Genomic DNA, 19,123 nt, shown 5'->3' on the forward strand with positions numbered 1-19,123 from the left:
ATGTTTGGTCGCGGCACGGCACGGGTACTCCACTGGAGGTCGTGCGCGCCCGAGGCCCTGGACCAGGGGCCGGGGCGGGCGCTGATCGCGGCTCCCGGACCGGGGGCCGCCCACCCCACCGAAAGGGTCAACACCCCATGGGCATCATCGCCTGGATCATCATCGGCGGTCTCGCCGGCTGGGTCGCCAGCAAGATCATGAAGACCGACGCGCAGCAGGGCATCATCCTCAACATCGTCGTCGGCATCGTCGGCGCGCTGCTGGGCGGCTTCCTCCTCGGCCTCTTCGGCATGGACATGGCGGGGGCCGGGCTCATCGCGAGCTTCCTCACCGCCCTCCTGGGAGCGGTGATCCTCCTCTTCGTCGTCAAGGCCGTCACGAAGCGGGCCTGACCCCCGAGGCGGCCCGAGGGTCGCTCGTCACGACGCCGCCCCGGCTCCCCGGGGCGGCGTCGGTCGTCCCCGGGGGGCGAGGTGGCGTGGGCGGACGCCGATTTCTGGCCGTGCGCCCGGCTCGGGTAACCTCTCCGGCGGTGGCGTGTCCGAGCGGCCTAAGGAGCACGCCTCGAAAGCGTGTGACGGGGCAACCCGTCCGTGGGTTCAAATCCCACCGCCACCGCCATCACGAAGCGCCCCGAGCTCGCTCGGGGCGCTTCGTGATGGCAGCGCCAAGGGGATGCCGGGAGCCGGAAGGCTTCGCCCGAGGGACGAGGGCGAAGGCTGACGGCGGCTCCCACCGCCAGGGACGCCTCCCCCCGGGTCAGCCGGCGGCGGCGGCGCTCAGCTGGGCCTCGACCTGCTCGGCCGAGAGCACGTGCTGGATCACCATGGTCGCCGCCCCGATGACGCCCGCGTGGCCGGCGGTGCGCGACGCGACGATCTGCAGCTCGCCGGTGGCCAGGGGCAGCGAGCGCCCGTAGACGACCTCCCGCACCCCGGCGAGCAGGGACTCGGCGGCCTGGGCGAGGAGCCCCCCGACGGCGATGACCGAGGGGTTGAGCAAGGACACGCACGTGGCGAGGACGTGCCCGATCTCGCGGCCGGCGTCGCGGACGGCGGAGGCGGCGGCGAGGTCGCCGGACTTCGCGAGCTGGACCAGCCCGCGGGTGTCGCCCGCGTCGATCCCCCTCTCCCGCAACGCCCTCACGACCGCCGGCCCCGAGGCCACGGCCTCGAGGCAGCCGACGTTGCCGCACGTGCACGGGGTGGAGCCGCCGTGCAGCGCGGCGACGTGGCCGAGGTCTCCCGCGGCGCCCTGGGCCCCCCGGTGCAGCCGGCCGCCGCTGATGATGCCCGCGCCGATGCCGGTGGCGACCTTGACGAAGATCATCTGCTCGACGTCGCGGTACATCGTCGCGTGCTCGCCGAGCGCCATGAGGTTGACGTCGTTGTCGACGAGCACCGGTGCGCCGAGGGCGTTCCCGATGTGCGCGGGGACGTCGTAGTTGTCCCAGCCGGGCATGATCGGCGGCAGGACCGGGCGGCCGGTGGAGTGCTCGACGGGCCCCGGCAGCCCGATCCCGACGCCCACGAGCTCGTCGCGCCGCCGGCCGGCCCCGGACAGCAGGGCGCGTCCGGTGCGGGCCACCCGGTCCAGGACGACCTCGGGGCCGGTGGAGATGTCGATCTCGAACGCCTTCTCGGCGACGACCCGCCCGCGCAGGTCGGTGAGGGCCACGAGCGCGTGCGTCGCGCCGAGGTCGGCCCCGATGACGACGCCGGCGTCCGGGTTGAAGGCGAGCTGGGCGGGCGGTCGCCCGCCGGTCGAGGCGGCCTCGCCCGAGGGGGCGAGCAGTCCGGCCGACAGCAGGGCGTCGACCCGGGCCCCGACGGTGGAGCGGGCGAGCCCGGTGAGCCTGATGAGCTCGGCCCGCGTCCGGGGGGTCCCGTCGAGCATGAGCTGGAGCAGCTCCCCCGCGCCGGACGCCCCGGTCGACGGAGAGAGGGAGCCGACGGTGGTCACGCGGACAGTGAAGCACAACGTCGAGGCTTTTGTCTGCGAGCCTCGTCCCATTTCCGGGGACGGACGAAACTTTTGGTTGACGTCCCGACAAAAGTGGGTCTAGCGTCCGGTCACATGGCAGGCAACGACGCCTCGACCCTCCTGGGCATGGCGCAGATCGTGAAGCGGTTCCCGGGTGTGGTCGCCCTCGGGGGCGTCGACCTCGACGTCCGTCCCGGGGAGGTCCACTGCCTCCTCGGCCAGAACGGGGCCGGCAAGTCGACGCTCATCAAGGTCCTCGCCGGCGTCCACCAGCCCGACGAGGGCACCATCACCTGGGAGGGCCAGGAGGTCTCCTTCGCCCACCCGCAGGCCGCGATGGACCTCGGGATCGCGACGATCTACCAGGAGCTCGACCTCGTGGAGGGCCTGACCGTCGCCGAGAACATCTACCTCGGCCACGAGCGCTCCCGGTTCGGCTTCTCCCAGCGCCGCAGCACCGCCAAGGCGGCCGCCGCCCTCCTCAGGCGCCTCGGCCACAGCGAGATCAACCCGGGCACCGAGGTCGGCGACCTCTCCGCCGCCGGTCAGCAGATCGTGTCGATGGCGCGGGCGCTGTCCCACGACGCCAAGCTCATCATCATGGACGAGCCGTCCGCCGTCCTCGACGCCGGCGAGGTCGAGCGCCTCTTCCACGTCATCCGCGACCTCACCGCCGAGGGCGTCGCCGTCGTCTACATCTCCCACCGCCTCGAGGAGATCCGCACGATCGGCGACCGCGTCACCGTCCTCAAGGACGGCAGGACCGTCTCGACGGGCCTGCCCGCCAAGGAGACCCCCACCTCCGAGGTCATCCGGCTGATGACCGGCCGGGCCATCGAGTACGTCTTCCCGCCGCGTGGTGCCGCCGCCACGGGAGAGCCGCTCCTGCGGGTCGAGGGCCTGTCGCGCCGCGGCGAGTTCGGCGACGTCGGCTTCGAGGTCCGCCCCGGTGAGGTGCTCGGCCTCGCCGGCCTCGTCGGCGCGGGGCGCTCGGAGATCGTCGAGACGGTCTTCGGGGCCCGGCGGGCCGACTCCGGCTCGGTGAGCGTCGACGGGAAGCGCGTGCGCAACGGCTCGGTCGGGGCCGCGGTCGCCGCCGGCATCGGCCTGTGCCCCGAGGAGCGCAAGAGCCAGGCCCTCCTCCTCGGCGACTCCATCGCCACGAACATCTCGATGGCGAGCCTGACCCGCTTCTCGCGTGGCGGCTTCATCGACCACGACGCCGAGTCCGCCGCGGCCCTCGCGCAGACGAGGAGCCTGGACGTCCGCCCGCCCGGCGTCGACCGCGAGATGCGGACCCTGTCCGGGGGCAACCAGCAGAAGATCGTCCTCGCCCGCTGGCTGCTGCGCGGCTGCCGCGTCCTCCTCCTCGACGAGCCCACCCGCGGCGTCGACGTGGGGGCGCGCTCGGAGATCTACGCCCTCGTCCGCCGCCTCGCCGACGACGGGGTCGCCGTCGTCGTCGTGTCGAGCGAGATCGAGGAGGTGCTCGGCCTGTCCGACCGCGTCCTCGTCATCGGCGAGGGCTCGGTGCTCCACGAGGCGCCGGCCGACCAGCTCGACGAGCACCAGGTGCTCGACATCATCATGAGAGGAGACGCGGCGTGAGCCTCGACTCGACCACGAAGGAGCCGGGGGGCCGCACCGCGTCCGCCACTCCGGCCGGCCCCACGGGCGCGGCCGCGGGCCACCACCAGAACACCGCTCCCGCGGAGCCGCCGAAGGGCTCGGACCGCGCCGCCTTCCTGGCCGGCTCGGCGGGGCGCAACCTCGGCCTCGTCATCGCGCTCGTCATCCTGTGCGTCGTCGGCGTGGCCACCGCGGGCGACCGCTTCGGCAGCGTCGACAACATGATGACGATCCTGCGCTTCGCGTCCGTCATCGGCGTCGTCAGCGTGGGCATGACCTTCGTCATCGGCGGCGGCGGGATCGACCTCTCGGTCGGTGCGATCGTCGCGCTCTCCAGCGTGTGGGCCACGACGCTCGCCACCCAGACGATGGCAGCCGACACGCACTGGCTCGTCATGGTCTTCACCGCCCTCGCGGTGGGCGCCGGCTGCGGCATCGTCAACGGGCTTCTCGTCGCGTACGGCAAGGTCGCCCCGTTCATCGCGACCCTGGCGATGCTCGCGGGCGCCCGCGGCCTCGCGGAGATCATCGCCCAGCGGCGGACCCAGATCGTCCAGGACCGCGACTTCATCGACTTCTTCCAGGCCAGCCTCGTCGGCGTCCCGGTCCTCGTCATCATCTTCGCGCTCGTCGCGGTCGGCGGCTGGGTCCTGCTCAACCGCACGACGTTCGGCCGCCGCACCCTCGCGGTGGGCGGCAACGCGGAGGCCGCCCGCCTCGCCGGCATCAAGGTCCAGCGCCAGACGGCCTACCTCTACGTCCTCCTCGGCGTCGCCTGCGGGCTCGCGGCCGTCATGCTCATGGCCCGCACGACGACCGGCACCTCGACCCACGGCCAGCTCCTCGAGCTCGACGCGATCGCCGCCGTCGTCATCGGCGGGACCCTGCTGAGCGGGGGCCGCGCCACGATCGTCGGCACGGTGTTCGGCGTCCTCATCTTCGCCACGCTGACGAACGTCTTCACGCTCAACAACCTCGACACCTCGACCCAGGCCGTCGCCAAGGGCCTCATCATCGTCGCCGCCGTGCTGCTCCAGCAGCGGGTCGCCGCGCGCCGCCGATCACCCTGACCGTGCTCGGCCGGTCCCACACCCGGTCGAGACGAACGCCCCACCCACACCCACATCACCACCCGCCCCACCCCTCGAGGAGACCCTCATGTCCCGCACGACCAGCACCTACCGCGCGGCCCGGCTCATCGCCGCCGCCGGCATCCTCGGCCTCCTGGCCGCGGGCTGCACGAGCAACACCCCGGAGGCCGACCCCGGCGCCTCGCAGGCCCCGGCCGGTGCCGCGAGCGACAACGACGCCCCCGGCGAGAAGGTCACCATCGGCTTCTCCGGCCCCGCCGCCGACCACGGCTGGCTCGCCGCCATCAACAACTCGGCGCAGGCCGAGGCCAAGAAGTACACCGACATCGACTTCAAGGCCGCCGAGGGCACGAACGACGCCAGCCTGCAGATCAGCCAGATCGAGACCTTCATCAACGACAAGGTCGACGCGATCGTCCTGCTCCCGACCGACGGTGCGGCGCTGACCGAGGTCGCGACGAAGGCGATGAACGCCGGGATCATCGTCGTCAACGTCGACCGCGAGTTCTCCACCCCGTTCGCGGCCCGCACGACCGTCCTCGGCGACAACTACGGCATGGGCGTCAGCGCCGGCACCTACGCCTGCAAGCTCGTCCAGGAGAAGAACCTCAGCAACCCCGTCATCGCCGAGATCGCCGGCATCGACGCACTGCCCCTGACCCAGGACCGCAGCAAGGGCTTCGCCGACGCGCTCAAGGCGTGCGGCCAGACCGTCGACAACCGCGTCGCCGCCCAGTTCACCGTCCAGTCGGGCGAGTCCGAGGCCTCGAACCTGCTCCAGGCCGCGCCGAAGATCGACATCCTCTGGAACCACGACGACGACCAGGGTGTCGGCGTCATGGCGGCCCTCGAGAACGCCAAGCGCACCGAGATGGCGTTCATCGGCGGCGCCGGCTCGGCCAACGCGATGCGCTGGATCAAGGAGGGAAAGATGGAGGCGACCGTCCTCTACCCGCCGACCCAGGCCGCCGACGGCATCCGCCTCGCCCGCCTGCTCGCGCAGGGCAAGGGGATGTCCGACCTCGTCCAGCCCGCGGTCCCGCGCCGCGTCGTCCTCGACGCCCCCGTCGTCACCAAGGACAACGTCGAGGAGTACCTGCCGCTCGGCTTCGAGAGCTGACGCAGCCCGCACCGAACCGACCCCCCGCCGGCCGTGACCGCCACCGGCCGGCGGGGGGCACCCCACCCACCACCCGGGCCGACGACGGCCCGCCGGAAGGTGCCTCATGGCCATTGACACCCCCACGCCGCAGGCCGCGGCGGCAGCACCGGGCACGCGTGCCCCCGGTCGCCTCGGCATCGGCATGGTCGGCTACGCGTTCATGGGCCTGGCCCACTCGCAGGGCTGGCGCAACGCCCGCAGCTTCTTCGACCCCCGGCTCGTCCCCGACCTCGTCGCCATCGGCGGGCGGGACGCCGAGGCCGCCGGGGAGATGGCGCGCCGCTTCGACTGGCAGCACGTCGAGACCGACTGGCGCACCCTCGTCGACCGCCCCGACGTCGACCTCGTCGACATCTGCACGCCGGGGGACACCCACGCCGAGATCGCCATCGCCGCGCTCGAGGCCGGCAAGCACGTCCTGTGCGAGAAGCCGCTCGCCAACACGGTCGCCGAGGCCCGGGCGATGGCGGCCGCCGCCGAGCGCGCCGCCCAGCACGGGGTCCGCTCGATGGTCGGGTTCACCTACCGCCGCGTGCCGGCCGTCGCCCTCGCCCGCCAGCTCGTGCAGGAGGGGCGGGTCGGGCAGGTCCGGCACGTGCGGGCCCAGTACCTGCAGGACTGGCTCGTCGACCCGGAGAGTCCGCTGACCTGGCGGCTCCAGAAGGACCGCGCCGGCTCGGGCGCGCTCGGCGACATCGGGGCCCACATCATCGACCTCACGCACTTCGTCACCGGGGAGCGGATCACCGGGGTCAGCGCCCTCCTCGAGACCTTCGTCCGCGAGCGTCCGCTGCCGGGGGCGACCCACGGTCTGTCCGCCGAGGCGTCGGAGGGCCGGGGCGCGGTCACCGTCGACGACGCCGCGATCTTCCTCGGCCGTCTGTCGGGCGGGGCGCTCGCGACCTTCGAGGCGACCCGCTTCGCGACCGGGCGCAAGAACGCGATCCGGCTGGAGGTCAACGGTTCCCGCGGCAGCCTCGCCTTCGACTTCGAGGACATGAACGTCCTCCACGTGCACGACGCCTCGGTCGACGCCCGCGAGGGGGGCTTCACGCGCGTCGTCGTCACCGAAACCTCGCACCCGTACGTCGAGCACTGGTGGCCCGCGGGCCACGGCCTCGGGTACGAGCACGGCTTCACCCACCAGGCCGCCGACCTCATCGACGCCATCGCGCGCGGGGTCGACCCGGAGCCGTCCTTCGCCGACGGCCTCGCGGTCCAGGAGGTGCTCGCCGCGGTCGAGCTCAGCGCGGCCACCGGCTCGTGCTGGACGCCCACCGACCACTCCACCGACGGCTGAGGCCCTCACCCGTCCCACACCCCAGCGAAGCCCGTGGCCGACCACCACGAACCCGGAAGGAGCACCGCCGGTCGAGCAGGACCCCCCATGTCATTGCAGTGACGAAGGAGCATCATGAACGACAACGACGTCAACCTCTCCGGGCTCGTCCGCAAGCTCGGGCTCAACCGCCGCCAGTTCATGGCGGCCACGACCGGGATGGCCGCGGCCGCCACGGTCGCCTCCCCCTCGGCGCTCGCCGCCCCGGGCGCCAACGGCGTGCTCGTGCCCCCGGCCAAGCGCGGCATCATCCTCTACACCGTCCGCGACGCCGTCTCCCGCGACCCGCTGACGACCGACCTGGCCTCCGGGTTCAAGGAGGTCCTCGGCGAGCTCGCGAAGATCGGCTACAAGCAGATCGAGTTCGCCGGTTACCGCCAGCACGCGAACGCGGAGGGTGGTGCCGACCTCAACAACGTCGCCGGCGCCACCCTGCTGCGCTCGTGGCTCGACGAGTTCGGGCTCGAGGCCGAGGGCAACCACGGCCAGATCCCCTCGACCATCACGGACGCGACGATCGCCTCGTTCGACGCGGCCTGCGAGATCGCCAACATCCTCGGGATGGGGCACATCGGCACCGGCGGCGACCCGACCGGCTCGGCGTACCTGGCCGACTGGGAGCTCGCGGCCGAGCGGTGGAACTTCTTCGGCCAGCGCGCCGCCTCCCACGGCCTCAAGCTCTACACGCACAACCACGCGGAGGCGTACAGCTTCCTCCTCGACAGCGGCCCGCTCGACGCCCTGGGCCGCCCGACCCGCAGCAGCGGCATCCGCCGTCTCGAGCACTTCCTGGCCAACACCGACCCGGCGTACGTCTTCCTCGAGATGGACATCTACTGGGCCCACGCGGCGCAGTACCGCTTCCACACCTACACCGCGCCCGACGGGTCCTCGGTGCAGGACATCTTCGACCCCGCCGCGACCGTGGCGGCGCAGACCACGCGCTACCCGTTGTTCCACGCGAAGGACGGCCGCAAGGACACCTCGGTCACCGCGGGCTACGTCATGACCCCCTTCGGCGAGGGCGACATCGACTACACGACCTTCTTCCAGACCATCGGGGCCAAGGGCTACCACAACCCGATGTGGGAGCAGGACACCGCGCCCGGCGGCGCCGCCAACCCGGGCCAGTCGCTGGCGTTCGCGCAGGTCAGCTACGACAACCTGGCCGCGCTGCGCGGCTGAACCCCACGGTCGGCCCCGGTGGGCCGACACCCGGCCGGTCGCTGCCGTGACCGACCTGCCTGCCGTCCCCTGACGGCGGGCGCCAGCCCCGGGGGTGGCCTCGTTGGTGCCGTTGCAGCGGCCGAGGCCACCCCGGGACTGGCTCGCCCCACACTCACGAAGGACGTGGACATGAATGATATTCGTCGTCGAGGCCGGCCACGTGCCGTTTCGATGGTTGCCGCCCTCGCTCTCTCCCTGACCGGGGCCCTCGGGGTCCTGGCGGGCCCCGCTGCCGCCCACGACGGAGTCGACCACGGTGCCGAACCCGGCGCCGAGGCCGCCCTCGACTGGTCGAACTACGAGAAGATCACGCTCACCAAGGACACCGGCGAGCCCATCGACATGGCCGTCCTGCCCGACGGCCGCGTCCTCACCACCGCCCGCAACGGCGACGTCCGCCTCACCGACCCCTCGTCCGGGACGGCGCGGGTCGTCACGACCGTGCCGGTCTACAGCAACTCCGAGGACGGCCTCCAGACCATCACCCTCGCGCCCGACTTCGCGACGTCGAAGTGGGTCTACCTCTACTACGCGCCCCGCACGATGACGGCGCCCTACCCGACGACGACGCCGACGGGCTCGGCTCCGACGACCCTCCCGGCCGGCCAGACCGAGGCCTACTGGGACCAGTGGAAGGGCTACAACCAGCTGAGCCGCGTCAAGTGGGACGACGCGACGAACAGCCTGGACCTGTCGACCGAGCAGGTCGTCCTCAAGGTCGAGGTGCAGCGCGGGCAGTGCTGCCACCTCGGCACCGACGTCGACTTCGACGACGAGGGCAACGTCTACCTGGCCACGGGGGACAACACGCCGGCCGGGACGCCGGGTGCCAACGGGTACGCCCCGAACAACGACGCCCCCGGCATGAACCCCGGCCTCGACGCCCGTCGCGGCGCCGGCAGCACCAACGACCTGCGGGGCAAGATCCTGCGCGTCCACGTCGAGGAGGACGGCTCGTACACGATCCCGGAGGGCAACCTCTTCGCGCCGGGAACGCCGCAGACGCGGCCGGAGATCTTCGTCATGGGGCTGCGCAACCCGTTCCGCATGGACGTCGACCCCGAGACCAACTCGGTCTCGTGGGGTGACTACGGGCCGGACGCCGGTGCGCCGAACCCGGACCGCGGGCCGATGGGCTACGTCGAGTGGCAGACGACCGCCATCGACCGCCCGATCAACGCCGGCTGGCCCTACTGCACGGGCAACCAGTTCAACTACAACGAGTGGAACTTCGCCACGGCGACCCCGGGTGAGTTCTTCGACTGCGCGGCCGGTGCCGAGAACAACTCGCGCTGGAACACCGGCCTGGCCACCGTGCCGCCGGCCACCCCCGCGACGCTCTACTACGGCGACAACAACACCCACCAGCCGTGGCCGGAGCTGACCGACTTCAGCCCGTCCGGTGGCCAGGGTCCGATGGGCGGTCCGGTCTACCACTACGACGCCGCGAACCCCTCGACGACGAAGTTCCCCGAGTACTGGGACGACAAGGCCTTCTTCGCCGAGTTCTCCCAGGACTACCTCGCGGTCTTCGACGTCCAGTGGCCCAACGGTCCGGTCGACCACATCACCCACTTCCTGCCGAACAGCGCGCTCGAGACGAACGGGCAGCCGATCACCGACAGCCCGATCGACATCGAGTTCGGACCCGACGGCTCGCTCTACGTCCTCGACTACGGTGACGGCTTCTTCCGGGCCAACCCGGACGCCGGCCTGTACCGGATCGACTACTCGCCCGGGAACAAGGCGCCGACGGCGCGGATCTCGGCCGACCCGGTCTCGGGCAGCGGGGTGCCGCTGACCGTCGAGTTCGACGGCTCCGCCTCGACCGACCCCGAGGGCGGTGCGCTCACCTACGAGTGGGACTTCAACGGCGACGGCACCTTCGACGTGACCGGCGTCGAGGTCACCCACACCTACACGACCCTCGGCGCCTACACGGCCCGCCTTCGCGTCACCGACCCCGAGGGCCGTCGCGGCCTGACGAGCACGGTGGTCAGCGTCGGCAACGTCGCCCCGTCGATCACCGTGAGCACCCCCGACGGCGGGTTCTTCGACTGGGGACAGGCGGTGCCGTTCACGGTGACGACCAGCGACCCCGAGGACGGCACGGCCACGGTGTGCTCGCGCGTCGCCTGGACCTTCGGTCTCGGCCACGACGCCCACGCCCACCCGCTGAGCCAGGGCACGGGATGCCAGTTCGGGATCCCGACGCCGGCCGACGCGACCGAGCACGGCGAGACCGAGAACATCTTCGGCGTCGTCGTCATCCGGTACACCGACGCCGGGGCGAACGGGGTCGCTCCGGCGACGTCCGAGCGCTCGCTGATCCTCAACCCGAAGGCGCAGGAGGCCGAGTGGGCCGACTCGACCCAGGGTGTCGAGATCACCGCCGACGACACGGCGAGCGGCCTGCGCAAGGTCACCTCGTTCGACCCGGGCGACGTCCTCGCCTGGGACCCGGTGAACCTCGCGGGGATCACGGGCGTCACCGCCCGGGGCTCCGGCCAGGGGACCCTCCAGCTGCGCTGGAACTCGGCGACCGCGGCACCGTTCGCGACCGTCGCGGTGGACAGCGGTGGCTGGGCGGACGCCTCGGCGACGCTGTCGAACGCGCCGACGGGCACCGGGGTCCTGTACGTCACCTCGACCGGCGGGGTCGTCCTCGACCGGCTGACCTTCACGGGCAACGGCGTCGCCGACGTCACGCCCCCGACGGTCGCCGCGGTGCTCACTCCGGCCCAGCCCGACGGTGAGAACGGCTGGTACACCCAGAACGTCACCGTCCGGGTCAACGCCACCGACAACGGCACCGTGTCCACCCGTCAGTTCTCCACGAACGGCGGGACCACCTGGACCAACCTCAACAACAACACCCCCCAGACGACGATCTCCGCGGAGGGCACGACCACCGTGCTCTTCCGGGCGACCGACAACGGTGGGAACGTCTCCGAGGTCGGTCAGGTCGTCATCAGGATCGACAGGTCGAACCCCACCGTGGCCGTGTCCGGCGCGACGGACGGCGGCTCGGTCGGCAACGCCGGCGACGTCTCCTTCGCCGGGGCCGACGCGGTCTCCGGGGTGCAGTCGGTGACGGCCACCCTCGACGGGCAGCCGGTCACCTCCCCGGTGGCGCTGTGGAAGCTGTCGCTCGGCCGGCACACGCTCGCCGTGACGGTGGAGGACAACGCCGGACGCACCACGTCGCAGTCGGTGACCTTCACGACGACGACCTCGCTGGCGGAGCTCACCGCGCTGACCACCCGCCTCGGCGGGTCCGGCGAGGTGTCGAAGGCCGGCCTGTCGCAGCTGTCCAAGCGGCTGGAGCAGGCCAAGAAGCAGGCGGACGCCGGTCGCACCGCGGCCGCGGTCTCGCAGCTGGAGGACTACATCGCCCTCCTCGCCAACCGCAGCCTCGTGCCCGACGCGACGGCGGCCGCGGCCCTCGAGCGGGACGCCAGGGAGGTGATCCGGCAGCTCCGAGGCTGACCGAACCGGGTCCGGCGGCGGGCGGAGACGTCCCGCCGCCGGACCGGACACCACGGCTCCCGGGTGGGCGGACGCACCGCTCGCCCACCCGGGACCCACCCCTCACCCTGCTCACCGTCCCCCACCCGTCAGGAGGACTCCCATGACCACCACGTCCGACCGCACCGGCCTCTGGCTCGTCGGTGCCGGCGGGTCCGTCGCCGCGACCGTCGGCTGCGGGCTGGCCGCCCTGCGAGCCGGGGTGGCCGCGCCCACGGGCCTCGTCACCGCCACCCGGGACCTCGAGGACGCCGGCCTCGTCGACGTCGCCGACCTCGTGACCGGCGGTCACGACGTCGGGCCGGTGTCGCTCGCGAAGCGGGCCGAGGAGCTCGCCGCCGCCGGTGTGGTCCCGCACGACCTGCCGCGCCTCGTGGCCCACGACCTCGACGAGGCCTCGAACCGCCTCCGGGTCGGGTACGTCCTCGGGTCCGGTGAGGGCCAGCGCGCCGCCGTCGAGCGGCTCGCCGCCGACCTGCGCGACTTCGCGGCCCGCGAGGGGCTGGCCCGGGTCGTCGTCGTCAACGTCTCCTCGACCGAGGCGCCCGTCGTGCCGCACCCCGCGCACGGCTCGGTGGCCGCTCTCGAGGACGCGTGGGACCGCGGCGAGGAACCGCTCCCACCCTCGTCCGTCTATGCCGCCGCCGCGTTCCGCGCCGGGTGCGCGTTCGTCGACTTCACCCCGTCCGCGGGTGCCCGGCTGCCGGCGCTCGCCGAGCTGGCCGGCTCCGCGGGGCTGCCCTGGGGCGGCAGCGACGGCAAGACGGGGGAGACGCTGCTCAAGTCCGTCCTCGCGCCGATGTTCGCGATGCGCGCGCTCGACGTCCGCTCGTGGGCCGGGACCAACCTCCTCGGCGGGGGCGACGGCGCCACGTTGGCCCAGCCGGAGGCGCGGCAGTCGAAGATCGACTCGAAGGCCGCCGGGCTCGAGGCGCTCCTCGGCCACCCCGTGGAAGGGCCCCTGCACATCGACCACGTCGCCGACCTCGGGGACTGGAAGACCGCGTGGGACCACGTGACCTTCGCCGGCTTCCTCGGTACCCGCATGACGCTCCAGTTCACCTGGCAGGGGTGCGACTCCGCCCTGGCGGCGCCCCTCGTCATCGACCTCGCGCGGCTGCTCGACCTGGCGCTGCGTCGCGGGGAGTCCGGGCCCGTCCCGGCGCTGGGCTTCTTCTTCAAGGACCCTGCGGGTCTCGACGAGCACGCGCTCGCGCCGCAGCACGACCTCCTCGTCCACTGGGCGACGGGCGAGTCCCGAAGCGCCCTCCGATGACGTCCGCCCGCGACCTCGCCGAGCTGGTGCGCGCGCCGGCCGCGCTGACCGTGCCCGGCGACTCCCTCGCCGGCGCGGCCGCGGCCGGCTGGCCGGCGGGGCGGCGGTCGGCGCTGCTGCCGCTGGCGTCGGTCTCGCTGTACTGGGCCGGGATGGCGCTCAACGACTGGGCCGACCGTGACCTCGACGCCGTCGAGCGCCCCGAGCGGCCCATCCCGTCGGGGCGGGTGTCGCCGCGCACCGCACTGGCCCTCGCCTCCGGGCTGACCGTCGCCGGCGTGGGGATCGCGGCGGTGGCCGGGGGCTCGCGCGCGGCCGTGGTGGCCACGGTCCTCGCCGGGGCCGTGTGGGGCTACGACCTGTCGGCGAAGTCCGGACCGGTGTCCACGGCCGTCATGGCGAGCACCCGCGGGCTCGACGTCCTCCTGGGAGCCGCCGCCGGTGGCCCCGGTGCGCTGCGGAGGGCCGCCCTCCCCGCCGTCGTCGTGGCGACCCACACGGCGGGGGTCACGGCCCTGTCGCGCGGTGAGGTCCATGGCACGACCGCCTCGCTCGCGCGGGGCGTCGCGACGGTCACGACGACGGTCGCCGCCGTCGTGCCGGCGCTGGCAGCGAAACGTCTGTCCCACAGCGGATCTCGTTCCGACCGGGTCGGCGCTGTCGTCGCCGTGGCGGAGGCTGTGGCGTACGGGTCGCTCGTCGGGCGAGCCCAGGCGCGCGCCGTCTCCGACCCCTCGGGCCCGACCGCGCGGGCGGCGACGGTCGCCGGGATCACCGGGATGGTGCCGCTGCAGGGCGGGCTGCTGGCGGCCTCGGGGTCCCCGCGCACCGCGCTCGCCCTCAACGCCGCCGTGTACGGCGCACGGTCCCTGCTCCGCCGAGGGTCACCGACATGACCTCGACGATGCTGCCCACCGACCTGAGGTTCGGGTACGGCCTCAACGGCTTCACCGACCACCGCCTCGAGGACGCCCTCGCCGTCGTCGCCGACCTCGGCCACGACGGCGTCGCCCTGACCCTCGACCACGCCCACCTGGACCCGGTGGGGCCGGGCCTCGCGCAGCGGGTCTCGCGTGCGGCGCGGCTGCTCGCCCGCCACGACCTCTCCGTCGTCGTCGAGACCGGAGGCCGGTTCGTCCTCGACCCGCGGCACAAGCACCACCCGACGTTCGTCAGCGACACCGGCGCCGGCCGCCGGGTCGACCTCGTGGCCACGGCCCTGCGGGTCGCCGCCGACCTGGGCGCACCGGTCGTCTCCTGCTGGAGCGGGGTGCTGCCGCCGTCCGCGACCGCCGTCGACGGCGGGGAACGGATGGACCGCGCGGTCACCGCCCTCCTGCCCGTCGCCGAGTCGACGGGCGTCACCCTGGCCCTGGAGCCGGAGCCGGGGATGTTCCTCGAGCGGGTCGGCGACGTCGTCGGCCTCCTCGACCGCTTCGGGCGACCGCCGACCCTCGGCCTCACCGTCGACGTCGGTCACCTGGTGTGCAGCGAGGACGACGAGCCGGCTGCCGTCATCCGGTCGGTGGGGGATGTCCTGCGCAACGTGCAGGTCGACGACATGAGGCGGGGCGTCCACGAGCACCTGCCGTTGGGCGAGGGCGAGCTCGACCTGCCCGCGGCCCTGGCCGCGATCGCCGACACCGGTTTCGACGGGCTCGTCCACGTCGAGCTGCCCCGGCACACCCACGCCGCACCGGTCCTCGCCGAGCAGAGCCTGCGGGCTCTGCGCGCGGCGGCGGCCGACGCCGCCCGACTCACGAGGAGGACCCGATGACGTGGAGCGAGGACGCCCGGGCGGCGGTGGCCGCCGACGGGGAGGCGGTGCTGCTCCTCTTCCCGGCGGCAGCCCGGCACGCCCGCGCCGAGGGCCGCGACGGGGAGGAGGTCCGTGCCGAGCTGCTCGCCGCCGTCCGCGGCGGGGGCGAGCACGTGGCCCGGATCGTCACGACGGTGTACCAGCGCGGCGACGCGGCGGAGAAGCACGCCGTGCTGACGGCCCTGCCGGGGCTCGACCGGTCGACCTCGCTCCGCGACGCCGTGGGTGACGGCCTCGTTCCCGTCGTTCGAGATGCTCTGCGCACCAACGACACCCGGCTCGTCGCAGCCGCACTCGGCCCCTACGCCGCCGACCACCTCGACGACCCCTCGTGGCGCCAGGGGGTCGTCAAGGCGATCTTCATGGGCATCCCGCTCGACGGGGTCGCCGACCTCGACGAACGCACCGACGACGAGCTGCGGCGCATGGTCCGTGACCTCGCCGACGAACGCCGGGCCGCGGGACGCGAGGTGCCCGCCGACGCCGTCCGGCTCCTGACCACCCCTGCCGAACCCACCGGGAGCACGCGATGAGGATCTTCGACCCGCACGTCCACATGACCTCGCGCACGACCGACGACTACGAGCGGATGCACGCGGCCGGGGTGCGCGTGATCGTCGAACCCTCCTTCTGGCTCGGCCAGCCGCGGACCAGCGTCGGCACGTTCTGCGACTACTTCGACGCCCTCCTCGGCTGGGAGCCGTTCCGGGCCCGGCAGTTCGGGATCGCGCACTTCGCGACGATCGGGCTGAACCCCAAGGAGGCCAACGACGAGCGGTGCCGCGCCGTCCTCGGCGAGCTGCCGCGCTACCTGGCCAAGGACCGCGTCGTCGCCGTCGGCGAGCTCGGCTACGACTCGATGACGCCAGAGGAGGACGAGGTGTTCGCCCACCAGCTGGGCCTCGCCGTCGAGCACGACCTCCCCGCGCTGGTCCACACCCCGCACCGCGACAAGCTGACCGGCACGCGGCGCACCCTCGACGTCGTCCGCGAGTCGGGGCTCGCGCCCGAGCGGGTGCTCGTCGACCACCTCAACGAGGTCACCGTGGGCGTCGTGGCCGAGAGCGGGTGCTGGATGGGCTTCTCGATCTACCCCGACACGAAGATGGACCCGCACCGGATGGTCGCGATCCTCCGGGAGCTCGGAACCGACCGGATGGTCGTCAACTCCGCGGCCGACTGGGGGCGGAGCGACCCCCTCCTCACCGCGCGCACCGCCGAGGCCATGCTCGACGGTGGGTTCGACGAGGATGACGTGGACAAGGTCCTGTGGCGCAACCCGGTCGAGTTCTACTCGCAGAGTGGGCGACTCGACCTCAGCGAGGTCGCGGAGGCCGACGAGCCGGTCGGTGCCGGCGCGGCCAGCGCGACCTTCGAGGGCAACTCGGTGCTGCGCGGGGCGCGGGAGTGACTCCGTGCGCCTGACCCACGCGGACGGCACGACCGTCCACCTCGGCTACTGCACGAACGTCCACGCCGGGGACGACCTCGACGACGTCCTCACCCACCTCGACCGGTTCTGCCTGCCGGTGCGCCGGCACGTGGGTGCCGACCTGCTCGGGGTCGGCCTCTGGCTGGCGGCCCCCGCGGCGCGCGAGCTCGCCCGCGACCCCCGGCTCGTGGCGGCCCTCCGGTCGGCGATGGCGTGGCGCGGACTCGAGGTCGTGACGCTCAACGCCTTCCCGTACCGCGGCTTCCAGCAGCCGGTGGTCAAGCACCGCGTCTACCACCCGGACTGGTCGCAGGCCGACCGGCTGTCGTACACGGTCGACTGCGCGACCGTCCTCGCGGGCCTCCTCCCGGACGACGCCGCACGCGGCAGCATCTCGACCCTCCCGCTGGCCTGGCGCACCCCGTGGGACGACCGCCGGGCGCGGGCGGCCCGGGTCAACCTCGCCCGCCTCGCCGAGACCCTCGACGGGCTCGAGGCCCACACCGGGCGGACGGTCCGCGTCGGCCTCGAGCCGGAGCCGGGGTGCGTCCTCGAGACGACGACGCAGGCCGTGGCGCACCTCGGTGACGTCGACCCGCGCCGGGTCGGTGTCGCCCTCGACCTCTGCCACCTCGCCGTCCAGTTCGAGGACCCGGAGGAGGCCGTGGCGCGGGTCGGCGCGGCTGGCCTCCCGTTCGTCAAGGCGCAGGTGTCGGCGGCGCTGCACGCCGCGGAGCCCGGCGGGTCCGCGACCCGGGCCGGACTCGAGGCGTTCGACGAGGAGCGATTCCTCCACCAGGTCCGGGGCCTGCGAACCGGTGGCGAGGTCTGCGGCCGCGACGACCTGCCCGCCGCCCTCTCGCCCTCCGGCCCGCTCCCCGACCGTGAGGAGGACGGTGCGCCGGTGCCGTGGCGGGTCCACTTCCACGTCCCGCTCGACACCGCCCCCGAGGGCCCCCTCGGTGCGACGACCGACCACACGCGCGCCACGCTCGCGGCCCTCGTCGGGGGCGAGGCCGCGCTCGTCGACCACCTCGAGGTCGAGTCCTACACGTGGGGCGTCATCCCCGAGGCCGCCCGCCCCCGCACCGACGACGACCTCGCCCGCGGCATCGCCGGCGAGCTCGCCTGGGCTCGCGACCAGCTCGTCCACCTCGGCCTCAAGGAGGCACCGTGACCACCACCGACCACCTCGCCACCACCGCGTCCGTGCCCGCACCCTCGCCGGGCGTCGCGCCGCACCCCGTGCTGCTCCTCGACGTCGTCGGGCTGACCCCGACCGCGCTCGCCGACATGCCCCGGCTCTCGGCGCTCGCCGACCGCGGCAGCCGGGCGAGCCTGCAGACCGTGCTGCCCGCCGTGACCTGCTCGGTGCAGTCGACCTTCCTCACCGGGCGGCTGCCCGCCGAGCACGGGGTCGTCGGCAACGGCTGGTTCTTCCGCGACCTCGGCGAGGTGATGTTCTGGCGCCAGCCGAACAGCCTCGTCGCGGGGGAGAAGGTGTGGGATGCCCTGCGGCGCAGGCACCCCGGCGCGAGGGTCGCCAATGTCTGCTGGTGGTATGCGATGGGGATGGACGTCGACACGGTCGTGACGCCGCGGCCGGTCTACCACGCCGACGGCCGCAAGAGCCCGGACTGCTACACCCGGCCGACGTGGCTGCGCGACGAGCTGACCGAGACGCTGGGCGCGTTCCCGCTGTTCCGGTACTGGGGCCCGACGGCCTCCATCGAGTCCTCGCAGTGGATCGTCGGCGCCACGCGGCGGCTGCTGCCGCACCACGACCTCACGCTCGCGTACGTGCCGCACCTCGACTACGACCTCCAGCGCTTCGGCCCGCGGTCGCCCGAGGCGAGGGCGGCGGCCCGCGAGCTCGACGCAGTCCTCGCGCCCCTCCTCGACGACGCGGAGCGGCTCGGGGTCGAGGTCGTCGTCGTCAGCGAGTACGGGATCACGGAGGTCGACCGGCCGGTGCACCTCAACCGCGTGCTGCGCCGGGCCGGGCTGCTGGAGGTCCACACCCAGTCGGGCATGGAGTACCTCGACCCGTGGGCGTCCCGGGCGTTCGCGGTCGCCGACCACCAGGTGGCGCACGTCTACGTCCGCGACGCCGGCGAGCTCGAGGCGGTGCGAGCCGTCCTCGCGGACCTGCCGGGGGTCGAGGCCGTGCTCGACCGCGCCGCGCAGGCCGAGCACGGCCTCGACCACGAGCGCTCCGGTGACCTCGTCGTCGTCGCCGACGCGCGGTCGTGGTTCACCTACTACTACTGGCTCGACGACGCCCGGGCGCCCGACTTCGCCCGTGGCGTCGAGATCCACCGCAAACCCGGCTACGACCCGGCGGAGCTGTTCTTCGACCCGGCCGACCGGTCGGCGAAGGCCCGCGCGGGCCTCTCGCTCGTCCGCAAGAGGCTCGGCCTGCGCTACGCGATGTCCGTCGTGCCGCTCGACGCCCGGTGGGTCAAGGGTTCGCACGGGCGCCTGCCCGACGACGTCGGCGACGCACCGGTCGTCATCACCTCCTCACGGGGACGCGTTCGTGGCAGCGTGGCAGCCACGGCGGTGCACGACCTCGTGCTCGAGGCCGCTGGCGTCGCCACCGCGGCCACCGTGCCCTGACCCCCGTCCGCCGACGTC

The 19,123-nt window shown here is 73.4% G+C and carries 15 protein-coding genes and 1 tRNA gene; 15 read left to right on the forward strand and 1 reads right to left on the reverse strand.

What is annotated here, in order from left to right; all coding sequences use genetic code 11:
- Positions 1 to 137: 137 nt before the first annotated feature.
- A complete protein-coding gene (locus tag ACK8HX_RS10815; protein ID WP_411940709.1) occupies positions 138 to 392 on the forward strand; it encodes a GlsB/YeaQ/YmgE family stress response membrane protein in 255 nt (84 codons plus the stop codon).
- 139 nt (positions 393 to 531) lie between these two features.
- Positions 532 to 621, forward strand: a tRNA-Ser gene (locus tag ACK8HX_RS10820).
- 138 nt (positions 622 to 759) lie between these two features.
- On the opposite strand, the gene ACK8HX_RS10825 is transcribed toward ACK8HX_RS10820, so the two are convergent.
- A complete protein-coding gene (locus tag ACK8HX_RS10825) occupies positions 760 to 1,962 on the reverse strand; it encodes an ROK family protein (protein ID WP_411940710.1) in 1,203 nt (400 codons plus the stop codon).
- A gap of 114 nt (positions 1,963 to 2,076) precedes the next feature.
- Between ACK8HX_RS10825 and ACK8HX_RS10830 the strand changes: the two genes are divergently transcribed.
- The 13 genes from ACK8HX_RS10830 (at position 2,077) to ACK8HX_RS10890 (ending at position 19,105) form a co-directional block, all read left to right on the forward strand.
- Positions 2,077 to 3,591 (forward strand): sugar ABC transporter ATP-binding protein, encoded by a 1,515-nt coding sequence (locus ACK8HX_RS10830; RefSeq protein ID WP_411940711.1) that lies wholly within the window; start codon positions 2,077 to 2,079, stop codon positions 3,589 to 3,591.
- On the forward strand, positions 3,588 to 4,682 hold the full coding sequence (locus ACK8HX_RS10835) for an ABC transporter permease (RefSeq protein WP_411940712.1): 1,095 nt from the start codon (positions 3,588 to 3,590) through the stop codon (positions 4,680 to 4,682). The genes ACK8HX_RS10830 and ACK8HX_RS10835 overlap by 4 nt, the downstream gene beginning before the upstream one ends.
- 88 nt (positions 4,683 to 4,770) lie before the next feature.
- Positions 4,771 to 5,823, forward strand: coding sequence for a substrate-binding domain-containing protein (locus tag ACK8HX_RS10840; protein WP_411940713.1), 1,053 nt, complete (start codon positions 4,771 to 4,773; stop codon positions 5,821 to 5,823).
- 184 nt (positions 5,824 to 6,007) lie between these two features.
- A complete protein-coding gene (locus tag ACK8HX_RS10845; protein WP_411940984.1) occupies positions 6,008 to 7,165 on the forward strand; it encodes a Gfo/Idh/MocA family protein in 1,158 nt (385 codons plus the stop codon).
- 114 nt (positions 7,166 to 7,279) lie between these two features.
- Positions 7,280 to 8,389, forward strand: a complete 1,110-nt coding sequence (locus ACK8HX_RS10850; RefSeq protein ID WP_411940714.1) for a sugar phosphate isomerase/epimerase family protein — start codon at positions 7,280 to 7,282, stop codon at positions 8,387 to 8,389.
- A gap of 213 nt (positions 8,390 to 8,602) precedes the next feature.
- Complete coding sequence (locus tag ACK8HX_RS10855) at positions 8,603 to 11,920, forward strand: PQQ-dependent sugar dehydrogenase (RefSeq protein ID WP_411940715.1); 3,318 nt, start codon at positions 8,603 to 8,605, stop codon at positions 11,918 to 11,920.
- Positions 11,921 to 12,062: 142 nt separating this feature from the next.
- A complete protein-coding gene (locus ACK8HX_RS10860) occupies positions 12,063 to 13,235 on the forward strand; it encodes an inositol-3-phosphate synthase (protein ID WP_411940716.1) in 1,173 nt (390 codons plus the stop codon).
- Positions 13,232 to 14,131 (forward strand): SCO3242 family prenyltransferase, encoded by a 900-nt coding sequence (locus tag ACK8HX_RS10865; RefSeq protein WP_411940717.1) that lies wholly within the window; start codon positions 13,232 to 13,234, stop codon positions 14,129 to 14,131. The genes ACK8HX_RS10860 and ACK8HX_RS10865 overlap by 4 nt, the downstream gene beginning before the upstream one ends.
- The gene (locus ACK8HX_RS10870) at positions 14,128 to 15,012 is read left to right on the forward strand and encodes a sugar phosphate isomerase/epimerase family protein (protein ID WP_411940718.1); all 885 of its coding nucleotides are present in this window, start codon (positions 14,128 to 14,130) and stop codon (positions 15,010 to 15,012) included. The genes ACK8HX_RS10865 and ACK8HX_RS10870 overlap by 4 nt, the downstream gene beginning before the upstream one ends.
- Entirely contained in the window at positions 15,009 to 15,587 is a 579-nt protein-coding gene (locus ACK8HX_RS10875; protein WP_411940719.1) for an EboA domain-containing protein, read from the forward strand. The genes ACK8HX_RS10870 and ACK8HX_RS10875 overlap by 4 nt, the downstream gene beginning before the upstream one ends.
- Positions 15,584 to 16,465, forward strand: coding sequence for a TatD family hydrolase (locus ACK8HX_RS10880; RefSeq protein ID WP_411940720.1), 882 nt, complete (start codon positions 15,584 to 15,586; stop codon positions 16,463 to 16,465). The genes ACK8HX_RS10875 and ACK8HX_RS10880 overlap by 4 nt, the downstream gene beginning before the upstream one ends.
- 4 nt (positions 16,466 to 16,469) lie before the next feature.
- Complete coding sequence (eboE, locus tag ACK8HX_RS10885) at positions 16,470 to 17,663, forward strand: metabolite traffic protein EboE (RefSeq protein ID WP_411940721.1); 1,194 nt, start codon at positions 16,470 to 16,472, stop codon at positions 17,661 to 17,663.
- Positions 17,660 to 19,105, forward strand: coding sequence for an alkaline phosphatase family protein (locus ACK8HX_RS10890; protein ID WP_411940722.1), 1,446 nt, complete (start codon positions 17,660 to 17,662; stop codon positions 19,103 to 19,105). Before eboE ends, ACK8HX_RS10890 begins: the two co-directional genes overlap by 4 nt.
- Positions 19,106 to 19,123 lie beyond the last annotated feature (18 nt).

Origin of the sequence: Oryzobacter faecalis (genome assembly GCF_046764005.1) — a bacterium.
Taxonomy (GTDB): Bacteria; Actinomycetota; Actinomycetes; order Actinomycetales; family Dermatophilaceae; genus Oryzobacter; species Oryzobacter faecalis.